This is a genomic window from Sphaerobacter thermophilus DSM 20745, from assembly GCF_000024985.1.
GTDB classification, from domain to species: Bacteria; Chloroflexota; Chloroflexia; order Thermomicrobiales; family Thermomicrobiaceae; genus Sphaerobacter; species Sphaerobacter thermophilus.
Window position 1 is genome coordinate 128,603 of sequence record NC_013524.1, and the last position, 26,510, is coordinate 155,112.

The window sequence follows — 26,510 nt, forward strand, 5'->3', positions numbered from 1 at the left end:
CCGTCTCTCGGCTGCTCGGAGCACCTTATCACGCATTCCCCCTTTCCCAAGGTTGGGAGAAGGGGCCAGGGGGTGAGGGCCGTTCACGTCAACGAGGAGGCACGATGGGCGTACTGGAGCGCGAGCAGGCGGGTGGGGTCTTGACTCTGACCCTGAACCGGCCAGAGGCGCTGAACGCCTTCACACGCGAGATGCTGCGGGAGCTGGGCGCCGCCCTGCGTGACGCCGCCAAGGACCCGGCGGTGCGGGTCGTGGTCATCACCGGTGCCGGGCGCGGCTTCTCTCCAGGCCAGGATCTCAACGAGCTGGAGGACGGGGAGACGTCGTTCCGCGCCGTGCTCGACAACTACAACCCCGTCATCCAGCGGATCGCCGAGCTGGAGAAGCCAGTGATCGCCGCGGTCAACGGCGCCGCGGCGGGGGCGGGTTTCGCCCTGGCGCTGGCCTGCGACCTCCGCATCGCCTCCGAGGCCGCCGTCTTCGTCACGTCGTTCAGCCGGATCGGCCTGACAGCCGACTCGGGCATGAGCTACTTCTTGCCCCGTCTCGTCGGCTGGGGTAAGGCGTTCGAACTGCTTGCCCTCTCGCCCAGGCTGACCGCGCAGGAGGCGCTAGACCTGGGGCTGGTCAACCGGGTCGTGCCGGCCGAGCGGTTCGCTGAGGAGGTGCAGGCGCTCGCATCCCAGCTCGCCGACGGTCCGACAAAGGCGTACGGCCTCATCAAGCGGGCGCTGCGCAAGGCGGCGACGGCCACCCTCGACGAGGTGCTGGAGTACGAGGCCTACCTGCAAGAGATCGCCGGGAACACCCGCGACTACCGTGAGGGGGTCTCGGCGTTCAAGGAGAAGCGCCCACCGGTTTTCACCGGGGAGTAGCAACCTGCCGAGTTAAGGCACGCCCCACCCGGCGTGCTCATCGCGGCACGCCCGGCGGGTGACAACTGACAACTCGGTCCTATTCGCAGTTGACAGAATGTCCGCTGTGCCGCAGACTGTGACGCACGTGGTGGGCAGCGGCTTCAGGTGCTGGGGAGCACCACCATGGAGTCACCGGCGCTCCGTATCCGGCTCCTGGGCGATCTCGAAATCCGCCGCGGTGGCGAGGTTCTTCCGCCCCTGGAGTCTGCACGCGCCGCGTCGTTGCTCGCGTACCTTCTCCTGCACCGGGACACGCCTCAACCCCGGCAGCGCCTCGCCTTTCTCCTCTGGCCTGACTCGACCGAGGCGCAGGCGCGGACCAACCTGCGCCATCTGCTCCACCTGCTGCGCCGGGCGCTCCCCGATGCTGACCGGTGGCTCGACGTCACGCCGCGGACGCTCCAGTGGCGGCCGGAGGCGCCCGTCTGGCTCGACCTCGACACTTTCGAGGAGGCGATCACGCGCCGTGCGCGAGGAGGGCGACATCGCCCTCGCGTCGCTGCGGGAGGCCGTGGATGTGTACCGCGGTGACCTGCTCGCGGGGCACGACGACGAGTGGCTGTTGGGAGAGTGCGAGCGGCTCCGCCTGCTGTATCTCGATGCCCTGGAAGGGCTCGCCAGGCTGCTAGAGGCCCGCGGTGAACTTGCCGAGGGGGTCGCCTACGCGGAGCGTCTGCTGCGGATCGAGCCGCTACGGGAGGAGACCTATCGGCTCCTGATGCGGCTGCACGACGCGCGTGGTGATCGCGCGCGGGCGCTACGGGTGTATCACCTCTGCGAGGCGACGCTCGAGCGCGAGCTGGGCGTCGGACCGTCGAAGCCGACGCGCGAGGCGTATGAGGCGCTGTTGCAGGCGCGCGAGGCGCTCGCAGCGCCACCTGCCGGACGGGTCACCGGCCCGCCGCTGGTCGGCCGGGCACGGGAGCGGGCGCGCCTCGCGGATCTGTGGCGGACAACGGAGCGGGGTCGGGCCCACCTCGTGCTCGTCACGGGCGAGCCGGGCGTGGGGAAGACGCGTCTCATCGAGGATCTGTGTGCTCGGTGTGCGCATCGGGGCGCGATGATCGCGGACGCGCGCTGCTACGCGGCGGAGGGCTCGCTGGCGTACGGGGCGCTGGTCAGTTGGCTACGGGCACCGCCGGTGCGCGCGCTCTTCGGGCGACAGGAACAGGCCCACCTCACGGAGCTGGCTCGTCTCCTTCCCGAGTTGTTGAACGAGGTGCCCGGCCTGCCGCCCCCGGAGCCCCTGGCTGAGCGGGATCAGCGCCACCGTTTGGCCGAGGCGGCCACTCGCGCACTCCTCGCGGTGGGCCGTCCGACCCTCCTGGTCATCGACGATCTCCAGTGGTGCGATGAAGAGACGCTTCAGGTCCTGCACTACCTGCTGCGTGTCCAGCCGGAGGCGCAGCTCATGGTAGCGGCCACGGCGCGGCGGGAGGAGATCGACGAGCAGCATCCCGTGAGCGGCATCCTCGCCGCACTGCACGCCCGGGAGCGCGTCGTGGAGATCCCGCTCGGGCGGCTCAGCCGGTCCGAGGCCGCGATGTTGGCCGCCACGCTCACGGCGCGCCCGCTCGTGGAGGCGGACGCGGACCGGCTCTACGCCGAGACGGAGGGCAATCCGCTCTTCGTGGTCGAGACTTTGCGCGCCGGGTGGGGGCGTGGACCGGTTCCCGAGGGGACGCTCAGTCCGAAGGTCCAGGCCGTCATCGAGTCGCGCCTGACACAGTTGTCCGAAGCGGCGCGGGAGTTGACGGGGGTCGCGGCGACGATCGGTCGCGAGTTCACTGCCGAGGTGCTGGCGGACGCGAGCCAGTTCGCCGAGGGCACGTTCGTCCGGGCCCTGGACGAACTCTGGCGGCGGCGCATCGTCCGCGAGCAGGGGGCGGTGGCTTACGACTTCAGCCACGACAAGATTCGTGAGGTCGTGTACCAGCGGCTGAGCCCCGCGCGGCGGCGTTATTACCACGTGCGGGTGGCCGAAGCACTGGTGAGATGCCGTGCTGACGACCCGGAGGCGCTGAGCGGCCGGATCGCTTTCCATTTCGATCGCGGCGGGCGCGCGGACGAGGCTGTGGAGTGGTACCAGCGCGCGGCGGGAGCGGCGATGCGGCTGCACGTGAATACCGAGGTGGTCCGCCTGCTCGACCGCGCGCTCGACCTGCTCAGCGCGCTGCCGCGCACAGCGGAGCGTGACGCGCGCGAACTGGCGCTCCTCACCGCGCTTGCGACGCCGCTCGGGACCGTCGAGGGCTACTCGTCTGAGTGGCTGTCTGTCGTGCAGCAGCGTGCGCTGGCACTGGCGGAGTCCCTCGCCACCCCGCCCGATGGCCCGCTGCTGCGCTCGATAGGGATCGCCAGCCTCGCCCGGGGCGATTTCGCGGCGGCCCAGCGGGCCGGGGCGCAACTTCGGGCGCAGGCCGACGCGGTGGACGACGACGGGATCCGTGCCGAGGCGGCGTACGTGCTGGGAATTGCCGCGTTCTGGCAGGGCGCGTTCGTGGCGGCACGCTCTCACTTCGAAGCGGCCGTGGCCTGCTACCGGCCAGAGCACCGGGCGATCCATCTCCTCCGCTACAGGCTCGATCCTCAGGTCGTGTGCCTGAGTCGCCTGGGCAACACGCTGTGGTTCCTCGGCTACCCGGACGCCGCGGTTCGCGCCTGCGACGCCGCCCTCGCCCTGGCGGAGAAGGTCGGGCACCCGTCGAGCCGTGGGACGGCGCTCGTATTCGCCGCGCTGCTGGCGGTGGATCTCCGCGATGAGGCGCGCCTCCGCCACTCGGCTTCCGCGCTGGTGGCCGGGCGCAGGGAGGACGAGATGCGTCCAAACCACGTCGTCACCCCCGCGCTGGAGGGGTACGTCGAGGTACTCGATGGGCACGCACGATCCGGCATTCCCCGCATCCAGCACGCGCTTGCGTAGTCCGGCGGGACGGACCACGCACCCGGTATGCGCGCAGGGGTGGTCCGCGTGCTGCTGGAAGCCTGCAGCGTGGCCGGCGATACCGGGGCGGGGCTGGCAGCCACCGAGCAGGCGCTCGCGCTGGGCGGCGCGGCGCGTGTCTGGGAGGCTGAGATACATCGGAAGCGCGCGGAGTTCCTGGCCGCGCTCGGCGCTCCCCGCGACGAGATCGACGCCGAGCTGACGCGAGCCCTGCTGATCGCCCGGCGTCAGGCGGCGCGGACGCTCGAACTCCGGGCCGCGACCAGCCTGCTCCGGCACCGGTCGTCGCGCGGCGGTGCTGTCTCCCGCGAGGCGCGCGCCCTGCTGGCCGCGATCGTCGATCGGTTCACCGAGGGCTGGGACACGCCCGACCTGCGTGCCGCCACTGCGCTGCTCTCCTGACACGCCCGACGCGCACCGCGGCCCACTCGGACGCTGGTCGCCCACGGGATCACCAGCCCCACCCGGCCGGGGCGCGTGACGTGTTGATCGTTCAGCCGAATGTCCAGAAACGCGCCGTGGAACGCTTCTGGAACGCACGGTACGCGATGCTGGAACCGGAGATCGGGACACCGGCCGAGCTCCGGAGATGGCGGAATACGTGGCGGCCCGCGCCGCACCCACGGAACGAGGGACATCATGGCGACGAACTTGGCGACGATCGACGCGTCGGATATCGCCGGGCTGCGCGCACGGTTCCGTGGCGCGCTGCTCCAGCCGGGAGAGGAGGGGTACGACGAGTCCCGCCGGGTCTGGAACGGCGCGATCGACCGGCGGCCGGGCCTCATCGCGCGCTGTGCCGGAGCCGATGACGTGGTGGCGGCGGTTCGGTTCGCGCGGGAGCGTGACCTGCTCGTCTCGGTGCGCGGTGGGGGGCATGCAGTCGCCGGTCACGGCGTCTGCGACGGCGGGCTTATGATCGACCTCTCGCTGATGAAGGCCGTCCGGGTCGATCCGGCGAGCCGCACGGCGCGGGCGGCGGGCGGTGTCCTGTGGTCCGAGTTGGACCGGGCAACGCAGGCGTTCGGCCTCGCCACTACGGGCGGCATCATCAGCCACACCGGCATCGGCGGCCTGACCCTCGGTGGCGGGCTGGGACACCTCATGCGGAACTTCGGGCTGACGGTCGACAACCTGCTGGCGGTCGACCTGGTGACCGCCGATGGCCAGCGGCTGCGCGTCGACGCCGAGACCGAGCCCGACCTGCTCTGGGGCCTGCGCGGCGGTGGCGGGAACTTCGGGGTGGCCACCGCGCCGGAGTACCGGCTGCACCCGGTCGGGCCGATCGTCCTGGGTGGACCGATCTTCTGGGCGATGGCGGACGCGCTCGAAGTCTTGCGCTTCGTGCGCGACTTCATCCGGGAGTCACCGGACGCCCTCGGGATCAGCCTGGTTCTGCGCCGGGCGCCACCGACACCGTTTCTCGCGCCGGAACACTATGGCCAGCCCGTGATCGGACTGGTTCCCGTCTGGGCAGGGGATATCGCGGAAGGCGAGCGGGTGATAGCGCCGCTCCGCCGGATCGGCACGCCGCTCGCCGACGTCGTCCGCCCGGTGCCGTACCTCTTCGTGCAGTCGATGTTCGACGGGGGCGCGCCGCACGGGATGCACTACTACTGGAAGGCACACCGGATCCCGACGTTCTCCGATCCGGTCATCGACGTGCTGGTCGAGCGCATCGCCAGGATCCCGACGCCGTTCTCGCAGATCGGCGGCTGGGCGGTCGGCGGTGCGGTGAGCCGGATTGACCCGGCGGCTACCGCGGTGGGAGAGCGCGACCCCGGTTTCGAGATCAATGTCGTCGCGGCATGGCAACCATCCGACCCGAATGGTGCCCAGCACACGGCGTGGGTACGCGAGGGTTGGGAGGCGCTACGACCGCACAGCGCCGGGGTGTATGCGAACTTCCTCTCGGACGAGGGTGCGGCGGGCATCGCGAACGCCTACGGCCAGCGGCTGCAACGGCTCACCGCGCTCAAGGACCGCTACGACCCAACGAACTTCTTCCGGCTGAACGCGAACATCCCGCCGAGCCGGGTACCGGCCAGAGGGAGTGCCTGAGAAGGGTGGAGGGACACCGATGAGCACCATCCTGGTCACGGGTGCAACCGGGAACGTCGGGTCGCAGGTGGTGCGCGAGCTGCGCAGCCGCGACGCTCCGACCCGCGCCTTCGTGCGCGACCCGGAGAAGGCCGGCGTCGTGCTCGGCGCGGATGTGGATTTGGCGGTTGGCGACTTCGCCGATGCGACATCCATCCGGCGTGCGCTGGACGGGGTCGAGACCGTCTTTCTTACCTCAGGGGATGGTCCGCAGAAGGTTGAGCATGAGACGGCGGTGATTGACGCCGCGGCCGCGGCAGGCGTCTCGCGGATCGTGAAGCTCACGACGGTGGGCGCGCGAGCCGGGTCGCCGCTGCCGCCGTTCGACTGGCACGGCCGGATCGAGGAGCACCTGGCGCGGTCCGGCGTTCCTGCGGTCATCCTTCGGTCGAACTTCTACATGTCGAACCTGCTGCTGTCGGCGGAACCGATCCGGCACGAGGAGCGGCTCTTTGCGCCCGCCGGCAGGGGTCAGATCGGGATGATCGACCCGCGCGACGTCGCGGTCGCCGCCGCGGTGCTGCTGACCACGCCGGGGCACGAGGGGAACGAGTACGTCGTGACCGGACCGGCGGCGATCAGCTACCAGGAGGTCGCCGATGACCTCACGGCGGCGACGGGGCGGCCGGTGACGTATGTGGATGTACCACCGGAAGCGGCGCGGGCGGCTCTGGTCGCGTCCGGAATGCCCGACTGGCTCGTGCAGCACCTGCACGCGATCTTCGGCGTCATCCGGGAGGACGGGCTGGCCGTCACGACGGGCACGGTGCGGGAGCTCACCGGCCGCGAGCCCCGGCGCTTCGCGGACTTCGCGCGCGACCACGCCGCTGCCTTCGGCGCGGTTGCACCCGCCCCGGCTGAGGGAGATCCGGCGCAGGCGGTGGATCGCTGAGGCGGACGCTGTCGCCGGTCAAGCATTGGGTGCGAGCCGTTAGGCTCGCACCCAACTCATGGTCCCGCGGTGTTGTCGGAAGGAGAACCGCGCAACACGGGCCGTGCGGGCGTGTGAGTGATTCCCGGGACGGGCTAGACAATGTCGTCCCGCGAGTTCCGGATGATCTCCGCCAGCTCCCGCATAATGGGCGCGAACCGGTGGTGGCTGTAGGGCGCGCCAGCGTACCAGGGGCCGACCTGGCCGGCCTGCACCGCCGGGAGACTCGTCCAGGTCGGGATCGCGTTGAGCTGCTCCTGGGTGAGCAAGCCGGGCCGCTGGTCGACCAGGATCAGGTCCGCCGGGTACTTGTTCGCCTGTTCCCAGCTCAGCGACTCGAAGAAGTCCTCGGTTTCGTGGGTGACGATGTCGAGCCCCAGGTCGGCGAAGTGGCGGAGATCGGTCATCCACTCGGGCGAGGCGATGTAGATCTGGTCGAGCGAGTTGGAGATGACCAGGACGCGCAGGTCGGGCTTTTCTTCGATGGCGGCCTTCAGGTCCGCCTCCGCAGCGGCGAACTCCTCCTTGGCCTCGACCACCTCGGGGGCGGAGAGGTCGGCGCCGAGCAGGCCAGCCAACTCCTCAAACCGCTCGATTGATTGGAGAATCGACACCCCCTGCATCGAGATGCCGATCGTGGGCACGATCTCTTTCACGCGGGGCTCGGTGTCGCCGAGGTACCAAAGCTGGTCGTCGTACAGCGCGAAGTCGACGTAGACATCAGCCTGGAGGGCGACCAGCTTCTCCAGGTCCATCTCGCCGTAATCGCCGAGGTACTCGACCGCGTCGAGGTCGATGTTGCCGGCCTGGAAGTCGGGTGAACCGTCTTCCATGCGATACGGCCCGAAGATGCCGACGGGGCGGATACCGTAGTCCCACAGCGCAGCCGCTGCGGCGGTCTGAGCGACTATGCGCTCCGGTCGCGATGGCAGGGTGACGGTGATCCCGCGGTCGTCGGTGAAGGTCCATTCGCCGCCGGACGCCTCGGGGTTGGCGGCTGCCGTGGGTGACGCAGTGCCCGGAGTCGCTGCGGAACCCGTCTCGTTCCCGGCAGGTTCGGTCGCCGTGGTGGTGGCGGCTCCGCCGTTGTCCTCCCCGCCGCAGGCCGCGAGCAGGGCGGCGAGCGGCATAGCGGCGGTCAGTGCCCCGGCGCCGCGCAGGAGCCGGCGGCGTGTCATCCGGCGGCGGAGTCCTGCTGGGTCGCCGGCGCTCAAGTCAAGCGGCATCGTTGCGCTCCTCTCTCATCCTCTCGATGAGGAAACCTCCCAAACCGTCCGATCCAGCACTTGGTCTTGGCCGGGCGTTCATGGCGGTCGCCCGGCAGTCGGGGAGAGCCAGGGCGGGTGGGCTAGTGAATCTGGCCGTTACCCTCCAGGTAGGCGCGGCAGAGCGCGATCCGCTCCTCCAGCGGGCGCAGGCAGCAGGTGTCGCACTTCTCCCGGCCGGGCAATCGGTAGTTCAGGCAGCAGCCGCCACGGTTCAGGAACACGCCGCTGCGCCCGGCGTGCTCGACCTCCAGGATGCCGGTCCGTGCGTTCGGCCGTGCCAGGGCCACGAGCGGGGGAACCTCTCGGCGCGCCAGGTCGAGGTCGCCCACCTGCTCGGCAATCCAGATGACGGCGCTGGCGAGCCGATCGACGTAGTTGGCACGCATCCCGTTCAGGCCGTAGGGCGCGACGGAGCGGAGGGCGGCGAAGAGGGGTGCTGCATGCTCCTCGAACTGGGAGGTCAAGCGCTCGCGTAGCTCCTGTTGGTTCGCAACAACGGTGACGGTGGGGTGCTGCGCATCGGGATCACCCGGCAGCGCCCAACAATGGGGCGAGAGGAACGTGACGCCGCCCCGCAGGTCGAGCGCAACGGAGCCGGTAGAGAGGTCGGGGACGCGGTTCTCCAGCAGGTAGCAGGCGGTGGCCCCGGCCATGATGTGCCAGAAATAGCCCAGGACGAGGAAGGCAGCCGCCACCTGCCGGTTGTCCATCTGGTATAGCTGGCAGACCTCGTCCAGCAGGTCCTTCACGGCGTCCGGGTTGTCCACGATGTCGGCCGCGCGGCGCCACGAATCCGGCTCGGACCCGACGTGCACGCTCACACCGGGAATCTGGGCGGCCACCCGCTCGATCGTGGCCTGAATCGGGACCGTCGCTCGCGGCGTTGCCCCCTCGGCCACGATGCCCGTCATGCGCTCTGCTCGGTCCATCACACGCTCCTCTGTGAGGCTGCGACCGCACCACCGTGCTGCGCGACGGTCGGGTCGTCGGCCACCGCCTGTTCGGGGATGATGAGCGGCCTGCCGGTCATGGGATCTTCGACCACACTGCTTTCGACGCCGAACACATCGCGCACCAGTTCCGGCGTCAGCACGGTCGCCGGGGCACCGGTGGCCACGATCTGCCCGTTCTTCATGACCACGATGTGGTCGGCGTAGCGGCACGCCTGGCTGAGGTCGTGCATGACCATGACGATCGTCCGGCCTTCGCGCCGGTTCAGGGTCCAGACCAGGTCCAGCATCTCGACCTGATGGGCGATGTCGAGGAAGGTGGTCGGCTCATCCAGCAGCAAGACCTTCGTCTGCTGGGCCAGCGCCATCGCCAGCCACGCGCGCTGCCGCTGCCCACCGGAGATGGCGTCTACCGGCTTCCAGCGCAGGTGCTCCACACCGGTTGCAGCCAATGCCTCATCGACCGCCTTCTGGTCGTCGTGGCTCCACTGCCGGTACCACCGCTGGTAGGGGTAGCGTCCCACGGCCACGAGGTCTTCCACCGTAACCCCGTCGGGGACCGCTGCGTCTTGGGAGAGCAGCGCGACCCGCTGAGCGAATTTCCGGTGTGACCAGGTGACGACCGACCGGTCGTCGAGAAGGGCCGTCCCCGACATCGGCTTCAGCAGCCGAGCGAACGTGCGCAGCAGGGTCGACTTCCCGCTCGCGTTGGGCCCGACGATGGCCGTCATCCGGCCGGCGGGGATCGTCAGGCGTGCCTGGTCCACGATGCAGCGCTGCCCGTAGCCGCAGCAAAGCCGGTCGCACCGCAGCCGGCCGATTGGCGGGGCGGGCAGCGGTTCGGCCGTGAGCGCTGCCGAGCTGCGGGGCATCGACACGAGGCGGTTCGTCTCCGGCACGAAGACGATGTCGCAGGCGATCCCGAAGACCGTCTCCATCATCTCGGGTGTGAGGACGCGCTCGGGCGGGCCTTCGGCGACGATCCCGCCGTCGCGCATGGCCACGACGTGGTCGCTCACCTGGGCGGCGGCATTGACGTCGTGCAAGACCATCACGATCGTCCGGCCTTCGGTGCGGTTCAGGCGGCGCAGGAGCGACAGGATCTCTTGCTGGTGGGCGATGTCCAGGTAGGTCGTCGGCTCGTCCAGGAGCAGTAGGGGTGTCTCCTGCGCCAGTGCCATGGCGATCCAGGCCCGTTGGCGCTGTCCGCCCGACAGCTCATCCACCGGGTAGCGGCGAAGGTCCGTCATGCCGGTCACTTCGAGCGCGCGCTCGACGGCGGCGCGATCTTCCCGGCTCATCGGCTGCAGAAGCGACTGGTGCGGGTAGCGCCCGCGCCGCACCAGGTCTTCGACGGTGATCGCATCGGGTGCCGTCGGCTGCTGTGGCAGGAGCCCGAGCTGGCGGGCCACCTCCTTCGTCGACTGCCGGTGGATCGCATGGCCGTCGAGCAGCACGGCGCCGCGCTGCGGGGCCATGAGCCGCCCCAAGGCCCGGAGCAGCGTGCTCTTGCCGCACCCGTTGGGGCCGATGATCGCCGTGACCGCGCCATCTGGGATCTTGAGCGTCAGATCCTGAATCACGGCCTCGGGGCCACCGTAGCTCAGGGTGATCTCGTTTGCCTGCAGTCTCGTCATCCGCCGCCCCTATACCCGTGTATTCGCCCGGTACATGAGGAAGAGGAAGTACGGTGCGCCGACCGCGCCGGTGACGACGCCGACGGGGACGCCCACAGGGAGGGCATGCTGTCCCACCATGTCGGCCCCCAGCACCAGGAGGGCGCCGAGCACACCTGTGACGATGAAGACGCTGCCCGACATCGGGCCGGCGATCATCCGCGCGATATGCGGCACCATCAGCGCGACGAAGCCGATTGGTCCAGCCACCGCGACGGCGCCCGCGCTCAGGGCGCATCCGACCAGGACTAGCGCGAGCCGTGTCCGTTCCAGCGGCAGCCCGACGCTGCGGGCTGTGGTGTCGCCGACCTGGATCACCCGCAGCGCCCACATCAGCGCCACGCCCACCGGCACCAGGACCGCCAGCACCGCGGCGACTACGCGCACGTCGCCCCAGGTGGCGGCGTACACGCTGCCGGTGGTCCAGTGGAGCGCACGGCTGGCTTCGTAGATATTGGCGCGGACGACTAACCCCGTGGTGAGCGCGGTCAGGATGGCGTTGACGCCGATGCCCACCAGGATCAAGCGGGGACCGGCGATGTTCCCGCGCCAGCTCAGGAGGTAGATCGCCGCCGTCGTGGCCACGGCCCCGGTGAAGGCAATCACTGGGAGCAACGGCGACGGTTGCCCGGTGACGATCCAGAACACCGCCGCGAAGGACGCTCCGGCGTTCACGCCGATGATGTCCGGCGACACGAGCGGGTTGCGCACGAGCCCCTGGAAGATCGCGCCGGACATGGCCAGCGCAGCGCCGACGAATGCGGCGGTCAGCACCCGCGGCAGGCGCAGGTCACGGACGATGAACCGGGCGTCGCCCGCCTCGGCACCGGTGAGCGCATCGATGACTGCCTGCAGGGGCAAGCGGAAGCTGCCGAGCGTCAGGGCCCACGCGCCCAGCGCCACCAGGACCACCAGCGCCAGCCCGATCATGCCCAGGACCCGAGTGTTGACCCGGAAGGCGACGCCGCCGAGCTGCACGAAACGCACGGACGGCGGCGTGGTCTCTGGCGACGGGATGGCAGAACGGGCCATCATCGCTACAACTCCGCGACGCGGCGCTGGCGTGCCAGCGCGATCAGCAACGGTGCCCCAAGCACGGCGGTGACGATCCCGACCTGCACCTCGCCCGGCCGGGCCACTACGCGCCCCAGGATGTCGGCGCTCAGCAACAGGAGCGGGCCGACGACAAGGCAGTACGCGAGTGTCCAGCGGTAATCGGGACCGGTGATGAGGCGGACGATGTGCGGGACCGCCAGCCCAAGGAAGCCGATCGGCCCTGCCGCGGCCACCGCAGCCCCCGCGAGCAGGACCACCAGCGCTGTGACCACCGCGCGAACCCGGCCCGTACGCATCCCGAGTGAGCGCGCGGTGTCTTCACCCATGCTGAGGATGTCGAGCTGGTTCCCCATCAGCAGCATGCCGATTAGCCCGACCATGAGGAACGGCAGGACGGAGGTGAATGTCGCGAGGTCCCGGCCGGCGAGCGACCCGGCGAGCCAGAAGCGCACGACCTCGAGCGTCTGTTGATCCAGCAGGAGCAGCGCGGTGAGCCAGGAACTCAGCAGCGACGACACGACCACGCCGGCGAGCGCGAGCTTCACTGGTGTGGCACCACCCGTCCCGGCCGACCCGATGGCGTAGGTGGCCGCTGCGGCCGCCAGGCCACCCGCGAACGCGAACCAGACGAACTGGAGCGGGTGGGTCAGGTGGCCGTAATAGACGGCCGTGACGATGCCGAAGGCCGCGCCGCTGTTGACGCCCAGCAGGTCGGGACCGGCCAGCGGATTTCGCGTGGTCGCCTGCATCGCTGCGCCCGCCATGGCCAGCGCGGCGCCGACACCCAGGCCGATGATCGTCCGCGGCAACCGCAGCGTGCGGACGACCGTCTGCTCGTAGGACTCAGGGTTGAAATGGAATAGAGCATCCCATGCGTCTGAGTTCGAGATCCCGATTGAGCCGACGCGCAGGCTCAGCAGCGACACGACCGCGAGCGCTACGACGCAGAGCAGGAGCGTCACCCCCAGCTTCGCCGCCGGGAGTGCGCCCCGGTGCGACACGGTTGATGGAGCCGGTGCCGCACTGGTGACTCTGCTCACGAGGTTGCCTCGGTGCTGGGATCGCCGTCGACTGCAGCGGCGAGCCGAGGAACCAGTTCCTCGACCAGGTACGGCAGGCTCAGCACGGTGCTGAAGCTCAACGCTCCGTAGATCGGGTCGTCGCTGCTCTCGAAGAAGATCGTGCGACCCTCGCGCGACACCCGGAGTTGCTGGTAGAGGGGATCTTGCTCAATAACGGACCGCTGCTCGGGCGAGTCCACCTGCATGATGAGGACATCGGTGTCGAGGAGGTGGACTTGCTCGTGGCTGATCTGTGCCGAGTCCAGATCCCCGATGACCTCCGCGAGGTCTTCCGGCACTTCGAAGCCGAGCGAGGTCAGGAAGCGCATCGGCGGTGTGTTTGGCCCGACCGCCCAGAACTGACCGTCATCACTGGGCGACGCCCACGCGATGGTCGCCCCGGCGAACGCGGGATGGGCCGACGCGGCCTCGGCGATGGCTGCCTCGACCTCGGCAATCCGCTCCTCTGCCACAGACTCACGCCCGAGCGCGCGGCCGATCAGCCGGGTCTGCTCCTGCCACGGCATGCCGAAGTCGGGGTAATCGCCCGACTGCGCCACCGTGGGGGCGATCTGCGACAGCGTCGCGTACTCCTCTGCCGTGATACCGGAGTGCGTCGCGATGATCACGTCGGGCCGGAGCGCTGCGATCGTCTCGAAGTCCAGCTCACCGTACGGCATCACCAGAACCTGGGGCTCGGCATCGCCGAGTTCGTCCAGCGCCCACGGCCAGACGGCGTACGGGTGGTTCCCGAACCATTCGCGCACGGCCACCGGCTTGACGCCGAGCGCGAGGACCGGGTCCTGTTCGCTGAAGCCGATCGTGACCACCCGCTCCGGCTCTTCCGGGATCTCCGTGGTCCCGAACTTGTGCTCGACCGTGACCGGGAAGACGCCGGACGTACCCGTGGCCTCCGCGGTCGCCGTGGTTCCGGCGGTGGTCGGAGTCGCCGCGGCTTCTTGCGTGGTTCCCGGCGATGCCGTCGCTGCGCTCGTGGGCGAGGTGGTGCTCGCCGGTTCGTCCTCACCGCCGCAGGCCGCCAGAGCCGCTGCCAGCGGCAACACGGCGCCCGCACTCGCCAGCGCGCGCAGGAATCGCCGCCGCGTCAGTACTTTGAGGTCTAGTCCCTGATGGTTCCCCGCCGTCGTCCCGGGTCGTACGGATCCCATCCCTCTCCCTGTCCCTATCACGTGCCGTGGCAGTCCCCGCATCGAAGGAGCGGTTCCCCGTCCGCTCCACGGATCGTCGCCCCGGCTTATCGCCACCCAGACGCCGGTCCAGTCCCGATCACCACCCGCGTCAGTGCGTCACCATGTCGCGCCCCGTGCCTGGATCCGAACATTCCGTCCACGACCAGTTACGGGTCACGATCGCACCTGCTATACTCACCACGAAGGACAGCGCGACGCTCGTCGTCTGTCTTTCTACCGGCGCCGGTCTAGTCGGGCTCGGTTCCCCACCGCGTCCCCAACTCGAGCGATTGCCGGAGCCGGGGCAATCCCGACTAAATTAGTCGGGATTGGTCTAGTGATCCCCCTGTGCCCTGTCAAGAGGAACTTTGCCGTTGGCGTAGTTCTGCGACGGCTGCCGCTCAGCCTGCCGATGACGGCTCTGCCGGGCTGACAATGAAAGCCGGCTGCAGCCGGCTGGGAACCTTGAATTCACATCTGGCTGGTGCGGTGTCCACCGTCTGATTCGTGCCCGGGGGTAAACCCCCGGCACGCGCCGGGATGGTGGGAACCTGATATCGGGGTGTGAGTCCTGTCCCACTTAGCCCGCTAGAGCGGGCTTCCGTTGTGAGCCCCGGGGCTTAATCCCGGGCACGTTCCGCGACCCTAGGCGCTCCCAAGACGGAATCCTCATCCTGAGCGAAGCGAAGGATCTCGCGCGGGAGCGGTGATCTCACCCCGAGATCCTTCGCCTCCACCAAACCCGGCTCGCCGCCGGGCCCGGTTCCGCTCACCATGACATAAACTGGCACATCCGCTCCAGACCCGCGCTATTCACACGGCCAGCTCCACGGCGCGGCCTTGAGCCCGCGGATCAGGAGCGGGAAGGGGCTCGGCATCTCGCCGACCGGTACCTCAATCAGGACCGGGCGGTCGTGCTTGAGCGCCTCGCGCAGGGCGACGCGGAGCCCCTCGGGCCCCTCAGCACGCCGACCCTCGACGCCGAAGAGTTCGGCCAGCTTGACGAAGTCCGGGTTTCGCAGTTCCGTGGCGATGTATCGGCCGTGGAAGAACTGCTTCTGGAACGCGCGCACGTTGCCGTAGGCGTTGTCGTTGAAGACGATGGTGATCACGGGGATGTTATGCAGGGCCATCGTCGAGAGTTCCTGGACGTTGAACATGAAGCCGCCGTCACCGTTGATCGAGATCACCCGTCTGTCGGGGTTACCGACCTGTGCGCCGAGAGCCGTGGCGAAGCCGTAGCCGAGCGTGCCCTGGTAGCCTGGAGCGATAAAGGTTCGCGGCTCGTAAACCGGGAAGCCGACCCAGTTCCAGTAGCCGACCTGGGTGCTCTCATTGACGACGATCGCGTCGTCCGGGATCTCCTCGCGGATCGCCAGTGCGTAGGAGGCCTGCGGCTGGAGCTCAAACAGCAGGTCGTCGATCCGCTCCTTGACTGCGGTCAGCTCGTCTTCCCGCGACGGGCGCTTACGGTTGTGGCGCGGGACGCGGTCGACGAGTTCCGCGAGCCCCGCGCGGGCGTCGGCTACGATGCCGAGTCGACGGCCGCGGCGGCCGTTCACGCTTGGCTCCGCGTCGAGGTGGATGACTGTTTGGTTGCCGTTCGGGCCCCACTCGGTGACTTGCGGCAGCGCGAAGCGTGTGCCGACGGCCAGGATCACGTCGGCGGCCGGCATGAGCTCACGCGCCGCGATCATGTTCTGCGCCAGGTAGTGGCGAGCCGAGATCGCACCTTTCCCGTTGACCGTCATCACGACCGGCGCCTGCAGCATCTCCGCCAGCTCTCGCAGCTCTTCCCAGGCTTCAGCGGCGTGGATGCCACCTCCAGCGAAGATGAGGGGGCTCTTGGCCCGGCCGAGCTTCTTGGCTGCGGCCTCTAACAGATCGGGGTCGCCGGGCGGTTGCGAAGAGCGCCGGACCGCGTCGGGCACGGCGACGTCCTCCGTCGCCGCCAGCACGTCCGGCGGCAATTCGATCAGGACCGGGCGCGGTCGCCCGCTCGCCATCTGCTCGAAGGCCGTCGCCACCAACCCCGGCACCTCCCCCGGTGCCAGCGCCCGCGCCGCCCACTTGGTGAACGACCCCGCCAGCTCCAGCTGCCGCGGCACCTCATGCAGCACTCCCCGCCCCCGGTCGATCAGGTCACTGGCGATCTGCCCCGCCAGGCACAGCACCGGGCTGGAGCAGGCATAGGCCGTGGCCAGCCCGCTGGCCGCATTGAGCAGCCCCGGTCCCGGCACCACCAGGCACACCCCCGGCCGCCCGGTGGTGCGCGCATAGCCGTCGGCCATGTAGGAGGTGGCCTGCTCGTGGCGGGTGTGGATGACCCGGATGCGGTCCTGGACCGCATACAGGGCGTCGAAGGCCCAGTCGAGCTGCACGCCCGGCAGGCCGAAGACGACCGCCACCTCGTGCGCCACCAACGCGGCTGCCAGCGCCTCCCCACCCGTCATCTGTGCCATCACTGCACCCCCTCTCGCCGTCGAGATGTACTGGTGGGTCACCTGAGTCGGTGCGTACACCCCATCGTGTCGCACCCGCTGTCCCAGGCTGGTCGTTGATGCGATTGTATGACGGTTCTCCGCGAATGTATAGGATGCGCAAGTCGTGGGCCGGTGCGCCGCGCATCACATCAGTATCCCGCTTGTGGAATGGCGCGAATGAGTGCGCGCGGGTTGCCCCATGAGTGAAGAATCCGCCCCCGAGAGGCAGTGAACGGCTTGTGGCTTGTGTCGCTCGGCGGGTGCGTTCGGGCCGGCTCCAGAGCGGTGTGTCGCTGCTGGCAGCGGCCGGGATGGGTACCGAATCACCCCGTTTCCCACGTCGCGCCCGGCATGATGGTGCGAATCATGCGCCGAAAACGTTGGTGGCAGAAGGTCATGTGCGGGGATGGGGTGCTGGTGGTGCGGCCTGCATCGTGCGGCGTTCCGGCCCGGCTGCTGGCAGCACCCATGCCTCGGAGAAGGAGTTGTGATGGGTTCGACGCAGGAGACTCAGGGCGCGCGCGACCTGCCTCACACCCTGACCGGGTCACGGCTCGAGGGTGACGGCAATGGGCGCCGTGAGGAGCCCGTGCCGTCGCAAGGGGGCCCGCCTGTCCGATGGTATCCCGAGGAGACGCCGGATAGCGACATCCCCGGAGACCCGCCGGATCACGCAGCCGTGACTCGGTCAGACCTCGGCGCGTGGTTGCGCCGCCTGGCGGAGCGCAGCGATGAGGTCGTCCTGGCACTGGGGCGAGCCGGCATCCGTGCCTGGAACGCGGCGCGGGGCGCCGCGACGACCTTCGGCGACGATCTATCGTCCTGGAGCGCGTCGGTCACCCCTCGGATGCCGCGACTTCCAACGCTGCCCAGCCTTGCGCGCGGCTCCCGCTCGCGACCACGTGAGGAGCAGCCGGCGAAGGAGGAGGGCAGGAAGAGGTCCAACGCCCCAGCGGCGCCGGCGCGGCTCCCACCACCCGAGCTTCGGCTGCGCGAGATCGCCGTGGATGCCTTCCGGGCGCGCCAGCTCCGCGAAGACCTGCACCGGAACGAGGAACAGCGCCGGGAGCGCATGCGCGCTGCGGTCGCGCTGCGGCAGCTACTCGCGCGGCGGCTCGGGGTGCAGGTGGAGCCGGTTTCCGGCCAGATCGAAGTCGACGGGGTCCGCTTCGCCGCGCTGAGGGATTCGGAGTCGGGCGCGTTCGATCTCGTTGTACTGGGTTCGTGCCCCGGGTGCGGTGCGCCGGTTGCCAGCAGCGGGATCCACGACCTCGCCGATCTCGGTCAGGCCCTTGAGGAGATGCAGCTCCAGCGGAACCACTGCGACGAGTGCCGCTCCCACCTCCCCGATGAGACGCCGCCTGTCCCGCTCCCGCCTCCGGCGGCGGGGCCGGGCAGTGAATTGCCATCCGCCGCCGGTGATGGGGGAACCGGGGAGTCGAGGCGTTCCACTACGCAGCGCTCGGAGCGGGCCGACCCCGGTCCGTCGAGCGCACTCCCGCCGGGCTAGTCCGCTCCAACGAGTACGTGGCCCAGGAGGTCGTCGATGTCTGCCGGAGTGAGGTTACCGGCCTGGAGGTCGGGCCCCCCGGCGGCCAGGGCCTCCGTGCGAATCTGTTCGGGCGATAGGCGCTCCCGCTCGTCGAGGTAACCCTGCTCAACAAGGTGCGTGTGCAGCTCATCGAGTTTGCGCTGCTGGAAGCCCGGGATGACCCGGTCACGTAGCGCGGTGACGAGCGCCTTGGCGTCTCCGCCCTTTTCCCGGGCGAGATCGGTGACACGATCGATGAACGTCGCGCTGATCGCGCCGGAGTCGAGCAGGACCGCGCGGTCGACCGGCTTGCCGCGACCGATACGGACGGCGTCGAGCACGGCGGCGAGGACGCGGGCGCGCGCCGCCGCGCGCTGATAGACCACGGGGTTGTCCAGGAGGCTGTCGAGCACACCCCGAGCGGCGAGGTTCTCGGCCTGGCCCCAGGTGGCGATACCGTGTTCGAGGAGCCGGTGGAGGGTATCGAGGTCCGTCACCAGATACCAGAGGTGGACGCCGCCGATATGGGAGGTGAGTGGGTCGATCCCGGGCACGCGCAGGGCACGGCCGTACTCCTCGCGCGTCATATCCCCTGGAGCTGGCACCGGGGTACGCAGCGGAACCGGATCGGCCAGCGGCAGGCGCTCGTAGTCGGCCAGACCGCGGATCTCGGTCAGGTCGTGGACGGCGTGCGGCAGGTCGGGGTGCTCGCGCAGGATCGCCCGCCACTTGCTGACCTCGTCGTGCTGGGCGGTGAAGTAGAAGACCTGGCGGCCCGCGCGGCAGATCTCAATCGTGGCGTCGATGATGGCCCGGGCACGTTGCTCGTCGCTGTTGCCCAGCGTCTCGTCGAGCAGGAGGGGCAGGCGCGGGCCGTGCTCGGCCTCCTCGATAAAGGCGAGGCGCACAGCCATCAGGAGTTGCAGCCGGGTTGCGCTGGAGAGCTCCTCCAGGCTCTGCCCGATGCCGGTGCCGGTGTCGGTCGCGCGGAACGCGGGCGGGGACTCGTCCTGGAACTCCAGGTGGTAGCGGCCGCGGGTGATGCCGGCGAAAATCTCACGGGCGCGGTGGAAGACGCGAGGCCGGGTGCCGTCGCGGGTGCGCTCCTGCACGAACTCGCCCAGTACCGCGCCGGCGGCCAGGGCGTAGTCCCGCTCACGCGCCGCGCGCAGGGCGGCCATCGCGTCGTCCTGCTCGGCCAGGGCGCGTTCCAGGTCCTGCTGCCGCCGCGCCTCGCTGATGCGCCGCTCGATGCCACCGATCTCCCGTGTGATGGACTCCAGTTCGGCAGCAAGTAGCTGCTGCTCGTGCAGCTCCTGCCTCAGCGCCTCCGCGGTGGCGTCGAGGAGGTCGGGGTGCTCTGCGAGAGCAGACGCGCTCACGCTCACTACCGCCTCAGCGTCGGTGACGGCGCGGACGGCGTTCCGGTAGTCGTCCAGGACGCGCAGCCACTCGTACAGGGCGCGAGGATCGTCTTCCGAGAGGCCCAGTGGTTCGAGCAGTGCCCTGCGCTCGTCCTCCAGCCGGGCGATCTCGTGTGAAGCGTCCTCCAACGCCTGACGGGCACGTGCCGCCTGATCGGTCGCTTGGCGCAGGCGCTCTACCCGCGCGGCGAGATCTTCCAGGTACCCGGCCGCGGACGGGAGGTCGACCGCTTCGGAGTAACCGAATCGCTCGAATTCGCCGTTCAGGCGTGCCAGCGCGTCCCGGAACCGAGTGCGCGCCAGATCCCGCGCGCTCTCCTGGGTGACGACCTCGTCATTGGCTCGCTGCCAGGCAGCAACGTTGCTGGCCAGGAGCGCCAACCGGGCCACGTCCCCGTCCACGATGAGGCCGTACCGCTGGCGGATTCCCTCCCGCCGTGCTTCGGCCTGGAGTCGTGCGGCTGCAAGCTCCGCGACGCGCGGAGCTAGACCAGCCCAGCGCTGTGCGCGCTCGTGCTCCAGCGCCGCGGCCTGGAGCCGCGCAATCAACTGGTCGAAGAGCTTCTCGACTTCCTCGGTCTCCCAGGCTGCCGGGCGGCCGAGCTCCAGCCGCAGGAACTCCCGCTGGATGTTCTCCCTGACGGCCGCCGCATCGGAGTCGACCGGGCGGCGTCGAATGACGATGAGCAGACCGATGCCGACAACGGCCAGCACCCACAGTGCCGGGTGTACCAGAAGCCCAAGCAGCGCTCCCTCGGCCGTGACGAGGAGTGCCGCCGCGACCCCGGCGCGGATCGCCCCCGTCTGTTCCCCTTCGTCGTGCGGAGCAGGTGTCCTGAGCCACTGGCTCAGCAGCCCGATCCCCTGTTGGAGCCGCCGCAGGTCCTCGACGGCTTTGCCGGACCCGACCCAGGCCTGGAGCTGACGTTCGGCGTCCTCCGCGGCCATCACCCGCGCCAGTTCGTTGGTCGCCTGCACGAAGGCGTCAAGCCCGTCCCGGTCGAGCGCTGCGATCTGCTCGTCGGTCAACCCCGGGTCGATCCGGCGCCGTGCTTCCGTCCGCTGGGTGAGTGCTTCCTGGTACGCGGCTTCGGCCCGGCGGATCTCGCTCGCGAGGTCCTGCAGTTCCGCGTAGAGCCCGCGGAGACGCTCAATGAAGCCGGGGGGCAGCTCGTGGCCCATCAGACCGGTCTCTCTCGCGTCTGCCTCGGCGCGTTGCAGTGCCTGCTCCGCCTCAGTGCGGCGCTGGCGAGCGCTCGTGAGGTTCGCTTCGATCCGCTCCAGTCGCTGGTCTTCGTCCCCGTGCAGGCGGGCCAGCACCTCCGGGAACGTGGCGAGCCGCTCGCGCGCCTCATCCAACGTCCGGCGCGCCGCGGCGTACGCCAGCGCCTGTTCGAGCAGCGCCGCGCGGTCTCGTGCTTCCATCGCGCGCTGCGCCCGCTCACGCAGCTCATCGAGCCGCGCCTCCTCGCGCCGCAGGTGCTCGTAGCCCTCGCGCGTGACCCGCACGGCCTGCTGCGCGGCCCGCACGCGCTCGACGACCTCCGGGGGGCGCCCACCGCGGGGCGGGGATGCGCGATAGCCGAGCGTCGCGATCGCCCGGGGCACGTCGTAGCCCCCGGCCGACTCCCGGACGATCACCTCGGCCAGTGGTCCACCGGCATCCTCCTCGCGGAGCAGGTCATGGAGCGAGAGGAGATAGCGGTCCCGGTGGTCATCGGGTACGGCGACACGAAGCGGGTCGGCGTTGACCCCATTACGCTGGTAGGTCGCATGGCCGGCGTCGTAGTCAATGCGCCACTGCTCGTTCCCGAGGTGCAGCACCCCGCTGAACGCCGCGCGCGACCAGCCGTCCGGCAGTACGTCCGGCCAGAGGAGCCCGTGGATGACCCGCGCGGTCGTGGTCTTCCCTGAGGCGTTCGGGCCGTAGACGAGGTTCAGCCCGGGACTGAGCCCCGTGATGCGGAAGCCGCTCGGCATCCCCGGTGTGCGCCGGACTTCGATCTCGGCGACGCGCAGGGCGTCGCGGCCGTCACCCCCGCGCATCACGCCTCACCTCGCTCCTGGAGCAGGGTATCCAGCAGGCGCCAGCCTTCCTGCACGAGATAGCGGCGAGCGACCGAGGCGTCCGGGGCGGGATCACCGGCGACATCCCGATACCAGCGGTGGTCTGCCACGGCGCGCAGCGCAGCAACGGTTCGGTCAATCAACGGCCGGTATTCGGGCGGCGGATCGGTATTACCATCGAGCGCCTGCAGCATCCGGGCGACCTCCCCCGCCGGGTGAGGCGCCGCGGCGAGCGCCTGCAGGTCGATCGCCGGGCGGGTATCGATCGTCACTCGCTCCACCAGAGCGGTGACGCGCCCGCTCATGTCCGGGAGGCTGAACTCTTCCTCGAACCCGCGAGCAATACCCGTGAGGGAGCGGTGCAGGTGCGTCCGGCCTGTCAGCCGTACCCGGCAACAAAGATAGGTCAGCGGCCCCGCGTCGGTCGCTGCCTCCTGCAGAGCGGCGCGGATGGCTGCGACCACGCGGGATCGAGCCTCGTCCTCGTCCGTCACACCCGTCAGGTCGACCTCGAGCGCCTCGTAGCGAACGGTGGAGAGCGGGATGCAGCGCGGGGCAGGCCGGGCGCCTGCGGCAACCGTGACAATCCACGCGCCGTGCATACCGGTCTCGCCCGGGTCCATCGCCTGGACCGAGCCGGGGTAGAGCACCAACGGGCAGCCTGGCCGTTCACGCAGCGCAGGTGCGTGGATATGCCCGAGGAGCCAGATGTCCACCGGGATCTGGTGCAGGTCAGCCAGTGCTACCGGGCAGTAGCGGCTCCCCGGCTGGTCGAGATCGGCGTGCAGCAATCCCAGTACCGGGACTCCGTCGTGTGGGTGGCGTGGATAGTCGGGCAACGGGCTGGCGGTCACGCGCTCGGCCGGGAAGGACCAGCCGTCGATGTGCAGCAGCGGGCGACCCTCGCGCACGACAGTTGCCCGCTCCCAGGTCCCGCCCTCGCCGAGCAGGCGGAAGTTCCCGGCGTCGATCGTGCGGGCCAGGTGGGGGAGGGTGTCGTAGTCGTGGTTGCCTGCGACGGCGTAGACCGGGATCCCGGCGTCCGCAAGGCGCTTCAGGCCCCGCTCCAGCGGGCCGAATGCTTCGAACCATCGGTTGTCGTGGTCGACGAGGTCACCACTCAGCGCGACGAGGTCCACTCGCTCACGGATGGCGCACTCGACGAGCCTCATCCAGGCTTCGGCGCACGACCCGGCGGCGCCGTCGCCGTCCCACGGCACTCGACTGGAACGACGCCCGAGGTGCAGATCCCCGGCGCAGAGGATACGCACGTGTCCCCCAAACCCAAGAAACGCATCCCGGCCGCCCCCGACGTTGGCCGGCGGGTCCCAGGCGGATCGTAGCACCATTGACAAAAAGGCTGCAAGGAGTGTCAAAGTTGCCCGTCGGTCCTGAGATCCCATCTTGACCACGGCTCGCCGCTGGGGTACCAAGACGACGCAGCGGCGGCAAGGCGTGATGCGTCATACGTCATGCGTCACCCGTACTGCGTATTGCGTATTCCGTACTTCTCCCCTCTCTCTTGGTGGGCTCCATCCGAGCGGGGCTGAGGGTGACGGGGAGGCAAGACGCATCACGTATGGCGCACGACGTATGACGCATCACGTATCTCTGAGAGGAGCATCCCTGATGGAGACAGCGGACGTCGTTGTGGTGGGCGCGGGTGCTAATGGCACCAGCATCGCTTACCACCTGGCGCGCGCCGGGGTGAAGCGCGTTGTGGTGGTCGAGCGGCGCCACCTGGCGGCCGGGGCGACCGGTAAGAGCGGAGCGCTGGTGCGCACCCACTACACGAACGAGCCGGAGACGCGGCTCGCGGTCGAGAGCCTGAAGTACTTCGCCAACTGGTCCGACATGGTGGGCGGCGAGTGTGGGTTCCAGAAGGTGGGGCTGATGGTCTTCGTGCCGCCGGAGTACGACCACCACCTGGAGGCCAACGTCGCCATGCACCGCGAGCTGGGCGCCAACGCCCACCTGCTGACGCCGGACCAGGCGCGGGAGCTCGATCCGTCGCTGCGCCTCGACGACGTGGTGCGCGTGGCCTACGAGCCGGACTCGGGCTTCGCCGATCCGAACGCGACGACCTACAGCTTCGCCCGCGCGGCGATGGATCTCGGAGTCACCTTCAAGCTGGACACGCGGGTGACGCGCGTGCTCACCGAGGGCAATCGCGTCGCCGGGGTCGAGACGACGGCGGGCACCATCGCGGCGCCGGTGGTCGTGGTGGCCGCCGGGGCGTGGGCCAACCAGCTCTTCGAGCCGCTGGGGATCGACCTCCCGCTGGTGCCGAGCTACGCGCGGGTGACGGTCTTCCGCTGGGCGCTGGAGCGCTCGCCGCGGCACATGACCTACATCGACCGGATCAACCACACCTGGGCACGGCCGGTCGACGGCAACTGCACGCTTATTGGCGGGGAGCAGGGCGTCCGGCCCGCGGCCGACCCGGAGGCGTACAGTGAGGCGGTGTCGCAGGACTTCGTCGACTACTGCCGCGAGCGGCTGATCGCGCGCTGGCCGGTCATGCGCCACAGCACCATGCGGGGCAACTGGGCGGGCATCCTGATGCGCAGCGCCGACTCCCGGCCGATCATCGACCACCTGCCGCAGTACGAGGGGCTCTACTGCATGACCGGGGACAGCGGCACCTCGTTCAAGACCGCCCCGGCCATCGGCAAGTGCCTGGCCGAGTGGATCACCGAGGGCCAGCCCAAGACGGTGGATCTGACGCCGTTCCGCTCCACCCGCTTCGCCGAGGGCAAGCCCTGGATCGACGAGAACGACTACGGCGAGAGCCAGGCGACGATCTCGCGGTAGGGGCCGGGTGGCAGAAGAACGCAGCATACCGCCCTTGCCTAAGTTGGGTGGTGTGAGGATGAGCACGTCGTGGCCTGTGCCCGGGGGTAAACCCCCGGGCTGACAATATGAAGCCCGCTAAAGCGGGCTAAGAAAGGGCAGTGAGCGCATCGCGTGTAATGAGGAGTCGCCAGATTGTGGTTTCGTGCCGGGGCTGAAGCTGCCAGGCTAGGAATCGAAGCCCACTTCAGGGGCAGGAGACGCCGCGCTCGGCAGGCTGCCAAGTCGGGGACGCATGCATGTAGCCATCACAGCCCCTTCAGTGGGCTTACCCGCCACTCAGCCCGGGGGTTTACCCCCGGGCACGCGCCGACGCCGATACACCCCTCATCACTCCCGCTTCTCTCACCACCAATCCCAGCCGGCTTCAGCCGGCTTCCGTTGTGAGCCCGGCGGCTTTAGCCCCGGGCTCACACCACAGCGCGGGATCCCCGTGCGTGTCCTCCGCCCCTACAGCCGCTCGCCGAAGCCGGCGGGGCCGGGGGTGGGCACCCACCACTCCTCGCCGCGCTCGGTACGGATGTACTCGGGCCAGCGCAGGTCGACCGGCGGATGGAAGTCGCGCGGCAGCAGGGGCGCGACCCACTTGTCGCCGCCGACGCCGCCCCCGGTGCGTTCGACGAACTCTGCCTTCGCACGGGCCAGCTCGTCAGGTTGGGTGAGTAGGTCCAGCAGCGTCGCCGCGATCGTCTTCCCGGCGACGAACATGCCAGGGTCGACCGCCGCTGGCAGTCCACCCAGCGCGTTGTATGCCCACGCCGGGTACTCATAGGACGGGTCGTGTGGTCGCAGGCGCGGCCGGCCGGTAAAGAGGCGGACCGTCGGGGCGTGCCAGGTGTACTCGACGTAATCGTCCGAAGTGAAGTTGCGCTGCCAGTCGGGGAGGACCCGACGCAGGCGTGCCTCGTACTCCTCGGGTGAAACCAGTTGCTCGCAGGCCGGGTCGAACGGGTTCTCCATCGGCGGGATGCCGAGGTTGCGCTGGATCTCGCGGCCGAACGCGCGCGCTTCCTCGCTGAGGACTGGCGCCCCGACCGCCTCCAGATTGCGGTAGGTGAGCGCGGCCAAGGCGTTGTTCGGCAGCCCGACGCGCGTCTTGGTGACCCAACGCACGGAGACGACGCAGCCAGTCGCTGCCGCGGCGTGGCGGGCGTTCTGGACCAGCACGTTGTAGATCTGCTGCTGGATGCCGAGCGTGGGGCTGCGCCAGGAGTACTGGATCTGGCTCAACCGCGGCGGGAGATTGTCAGACGTCGCGTCTCCCCCGACCAGGATGAACTCGTTGAGTGTCCAGGTCCCGGTGTGGGGGAACATGGCCTCCTTGGTGTACTTGGTGGTCGTGTACATGAGGCAGAGCGCGTCGATCGCGCCCGGGCAGCGGGCGACGGCGTGGGGGCTGCTCGGTTGGGGCAGGAGCGTCTTGTCGATCCAGGTCTCCGGCTCCAGGCACTCGAAGGTGAAGACCGCGCTCCAGTAGGAGCCGCACTGCGTCTCCCAGGCGACGGTGTTCGTCGCGTGCGGGTGGTAGGCGATGAAGGCGTCGAAGCCGTCGTAGTAGCCCTTGGCGGCGTGGACCGGCTTGGAGCCGCAGACCTTCTCCGCCGGCTCGCCGAAGAACTTCAGCGTCCCCCGGATGCCGTAGCGCTCCATGGCGGCCTTGGCGGCAAGGACCCCGGTCAGCGCGGCGGTGCCGAGCATCGAGTGGGGGTCGGTGTGTCCGGCGGCCCACGGGCTCAGCCCCTCGCGCGGCGCCCGGTAGGGTACTACCTGCTGGGAGTTGCCGGGAACCGCGTCGTACTCGGCGTAGGCGCCGAGCACCGGGCCGCCGTCGCCCCAGGTGGCGACGAAGGCGGTCGGCATCTCGCCGGAGCCTTCCTCGACATGGAACCCCTCGGAGCGCAGCAGCTCGACGTAGGCCCGAGCCGAGCGGTACTCGCGCCAGGCCGGTTCGGCGTAGCGCCAGATTTCCTCATTGAACGCGGAGAGTCGCGCGGATTGCTGGTCGATCCAGTCCATCGCGTGCTGCTTCGCCGGGTAGCGCATAGCGATCACCCCCACC

General features: G+C 69.6%; 18 protein-coding genes and 1 pseudogene. 8 read left to right on the forward strand and 11 right to left on the reverse strand.

Features of this window, described 5'->3' with window-relative positions; all coding sequences use genetic code 11:
- Window positions 1–104 precede the first annotated feature (104 nt).
- The 6 genes from STHE_RS12900 (at window position 105) to STHE_RS12925 (ending at window position 6,853) form a co-directional block, all read left to right on the forward strand.
- On the forward strand, window positions 105–875 hold the full coding sequence (locus tag STHE_RS12900; protein ID WP_012873031.1) for an enoyl-CoA hydratase-related protein: 771 nt from the start codon (window positions 105–107) through the stop codon (window positions 873–875).
- Between the two features lie 165 nt (window positions 876–1,040).
- On the forward strand, window positions 1,041–1,448 hold the full coding sequence (locus STHE_RS19080; RefSeq protein WP_041400328.1) for an AfsR/SARP family transcriptional regulator: 408 nt from the start codon (window positions 1,041–1,043) through the stop codon (window positions 1,446–1,448).
- Window positions 1,384–3,840 (forward strand): ATP-binding protein, encoded by a 2,457-nt coding sequence (locus tag STHE_RS12910; protein WP_041400330.1) that lies wholly within the window; start codon window positions 1,384–1,386, stop codon window positions 3,838–3,840. Before STHE_RS19080 ends, STHE_RS12910 begins: the two co-directional genes overlap by 65 nt.
- 27 nt (window positions 3,841–3,867) lie before the next feature.
- Complete coding sequence (locus STHE_RS12915) at window positions 3,868–4,263, forward strand: hypothetical protein (RefSeq protein ID WP_041400332.1); 396 nt, start codon at window positions 3,868–3,870, stop codon at window positions 4,261–4,263.
- Between the two features lie 237 nt (window positions 4,264–4,500).
- Entirely contained in the window at window positions 4,501–5,922 is a 1,422-nt protein-coding gene (locus STHE_RS12920) for an FAD-binding oxidoreductase (RefSeq protein ID WP_012873032.1), read from the forward strand.
- 19 nt (window positions 5,923–5,941) lie between these two features.
- Window positions 5,942–6,853 carry an SDR family oxidoreductase gene (locus tag STHE_RS12925; RefSeq protein WP_012873033.1) on the forward strand — a complete coding sequence of 304 codons (912 nt, stop codon included), beginning with the start codon at window positions 5,942–5,944 and terminating at the stop codon, window positions 6,851–6,853.
- Between the two features lie 134 nt (window positions 6,854–6,987).
- Here the strand turns inward: STHE_RS12925 and STHE_RS12930 are convergent, their stop codons facing one another.
- The 8 genes and pseudogenes from STHE_RS12930 to STHE_RS12965 form a co-directional block, all read right to left on the reverse strand.
- Window positions 6,988–8,118 carry an ABC transporter substrate-binding protein gene (locus STHE_RS12930; protein ID WP_012873034.1) on the reverse strand — a complete coding sequence of 377 codons (1,131 nt, stop codon included), beginning with the start codon at window positions 8,116–8,118 and terminating at the stop codon, window positions 6,988–6,990.
- A 122-nt stretch (window positions 8,119–8,240) separates the two neighbouring features.
- Window positions 8,241–9,089 (reverse strand): (2Fe-2S)-binding protein, encoded by an 849-nt coding sequence (locus STHE_RS12935; protein WP_012873035.1) that lies wholly within the window; start codon window positions 9,087–9,089, stop codon window positions 8,241–8,243.
- Entirely contained in the window at window positions 9,089–9,922 is an 834-nt protein-coding gene (locus STHE_RS19670) for an ABC transporter ATP-binding protein (RefSeq protein ID WP_425376008.1), read from the reverse strand. The genes STHE_RS12935 and STHE_RS19670 overlap by 1 nt, the downstream gene beginning before the upstream one ends.
- Window positions 9,923–9,952: 30 nt before the next feature.
- Window positions 9,953–10,747, reverse strand: a pseudogene (locus STHE_RS19675) (ABC transporter ATP-binding protein); the annotation flags it as partial.
- A gap of 9 nt (window positions 10,748–10,756) precedes the next feature.
- A complete protein-coding gene (locus STHE_RS12950; protein ID WP_012873037.1) occupies window positions 10,757–11,821 on the reverse strand; it encodes a FecCD family ABC transporter permease in 1,065 nt (354 codons plus the stop codon).
- Between the two features lie 2 nt (window positions 11,822–11,823).
- On the reverse strand, window positions 11,824–12,882 hold the full coding sequence (locus tag STHE_RS12955) for a FecCD family ABC transporter permease (RefSeq protein WP_012873038.1): 1,059 nt from the start codon (window positions 12,880–12,882) through the stop codon (window positions 11,824–11,826).
- Window positions 12,879–14,072, reverse strand: a complete 1,194-nt coding sequence (locus tag STHE_RS12960; protein WP_012873039.1) for an iron-siderophore ABC transporter substrate-binding protein — start codon at window positions 14,070–14,072, stop codon at window positions 12,879–12,881. Before STHE_RS12960 ends, STHE_RS12955 begins: the two co-directional genes overlap by 4 nt.
- An 830-nt stretch (window positions 14,073–14,902) precedes the next feature.
- Entirely contained in the window at window positions 14,903–16,555 is a 1,653-nt protein-coding gene (locus STHE_RS12965; RefSeq protein ID WP_012873040.1) for a thiamine pyrophosphate-dependent enzyme, read from the reverse strand.
- A gap of 511 nt (window positions 16,556–17,066) precedes the next feature.
- Between STHE_RS12965 and STHE_RS12970 the strand changes: the two genes are divergently transcribed.
- Window positions 17,067–18,086 carry a hypothetical protein gene (locus tag STHE_RS12970; RefSeq protein WP_012873041.1) on the forward strand — a complete coding sequence of 340 codons (1,020 nt, stop codon included), beginning with the start codon at window positions 17,067–17,069 and terminating at the stop codon, window positions 18,084–18,086.
- On the opposite strand, the gene STHE_RS12975 is transcribed toward STHE_RS12970, so the two are convergent.
- The gene (locus STHE_RS12975; protein ID WP_012873042.1) at window positions 18,083–21,577 is read right to left on the reverse strand and encodes an ATP-binding protein; all 3,495 of its coding nucleotides are present in this window, start codon (window positions 21,575–21,577) and stop codon (window positions 18,083–18,085) included. The two genes, STHE_RS12970 and STHE_RS12975, sit on opposite strands and share 4 nt — an antisense overlap.
- A complete protein-coding gene (locus STHE_RS12980; RefSeq protein WP_169308205.1) occupies window positions 21,577–22,947 on the reverse strand; it encodes a metallophosphoesterase family protein in 1,371 nt (456 codons plus the stop codon). The genes STHE_RS12975 and STHE_RS12980 overlap by 1 nt, the downstream gene beginning before the upstream one ends.
- 280 nt (window positions 22,948–23,227) lie before the next feature.
- Here STHE_RS12980 and STHE_RS12985 point away from each other — a divergent pair, with 280 nt between their 5' ends.
- The gene (locus STHE_RS12985; protein ID WP_012873044.1) at window positions 23,228–24,412 is read left to right on the forward strand and encodes an NAD(P)/FAD-dependent oxidoreductase; all 1,185 of its coding nucleotides are present in this window, start codon (window positions 23,228–23,230) and stop codon (window positions 24,410–24,412) included.
- 489 nt (window positions 24,413–24,901) lie between these two features.
- Here the strand turns inward: STHE_RS12985 and STHE_RS12990 are convergent, their stop codons facing one another.
- Entirely contained in the window at window positions 24,902–26,494 is a 1,593-nt protein-coding gene (locus STHE_RS12990) for a zinc-binding metallopeptidase family protein (protein ID WP_041400336.1), read from the reverse strand.
- Window positions 26,495–26,510 lie beyond the last annotated feature (16 nt).

Coding starts and splice junctions, on each gene's coding strand:
- STHE_RS12975 (WP_012873042.1), bottom strand. CDS start 21,577: ATGCGCGGGGGTGACGGCCGCGACGCCCTGCGCGTCGCCGAGATCGAA.
- STHE_RS12915 (WP_041400332.1), top strand. CDS start 3,868: ATGCGCGCAGGGGTGGTCCGCGTGCTGCTGGAAGCCTGCAGCGTGGCC.
- STHE_RS12925 (WP_012873033.1), top strand. CDS start 5,942: ATGAGCACCATCCTGGTCACGGGTGCAACCGGGAACGTCGGGTCGCAG.
- STHE_RS19080 (WP_041400328.1), top strand. CDS start 1,041: ATGGAGTCACCGGCGCTCCGTATCCGGCTCCTGGGCGATCTCGAAATC.
- STHE_RS12985 (WP_012873044.1), top strand. CDS start 23,228: ATGGAGACAGCGGACGTCGTTGTGGTGGGCGCGGGTGCTAATGGCACC.
- STHE_RS12930 (WP_012873034.1), bottom strand. CDS start 8,118: ATGCCGCTTGACTTGAGCGCCGGCGACCCAGCAGGACTCCGCCGCCGG.
- STHE_RS12980 (WP_169308205.1), bottom strand. CDS start 22,947: ATGGTGCTACGATCCGCCTGGGACCCGCCGGCCAACGTCGGGGGCGGC.
- STHE_RS12935 (WP_012873035.1), bottom strand. CDS start 9,089: ATGGACCGAGCAGAGCGCATGACGGGCATCGTGGCCGAGGGGGCAACG.
- STHE_RS12970 (WP_012873041.1), top strand. CDS start 17,067: ATGGGTTCGACGCAGGAGACTCAGGGCGCGCGCGACCTGCCTCACACC.
- STHE_RS12900 (WP_012873031.1), top strand. CDS start 105: ATGGGCGTACTGGAGCGCGAGCAGGCGGGTGGGGTCTTGACTCTGACC.
- STHE_RS12920 (WP_012873032.1), top strand. CDS start 4,501: ATGGCGACGAACTTGGCGACGATCGACGCGTCGGATATCGCCGGGCTG.
- STHE_RS12990 (WP_041400336.1), bottom strand. CDS start 26,494: ATGCGCTACCCGGCGAAGCAGCACGCGATGGACTGGATCGACCAGCAA.
- STHE_RS12950 (WP_012873037.1), bottom strand. CDS start 11,821: ATGATGGCCCGTTCTGCCATCCCGTCGCCAGAGACCACGCCGCCGTCC.
- STHE_RS12965 (WP_012873040.1), bottom strand. CDS start 16,555: ATGGCACAGATGACGGGTGGGGAGGCGCTGGCAGCCGCGTTGGTGGCG.
- STHE_RS12960 (WP_012873039.1), bottom strand. CDS start 14,072: ATGGGATCCGTACGACCCGGGACGACGGCGGGGAACCATCAGGGACTA.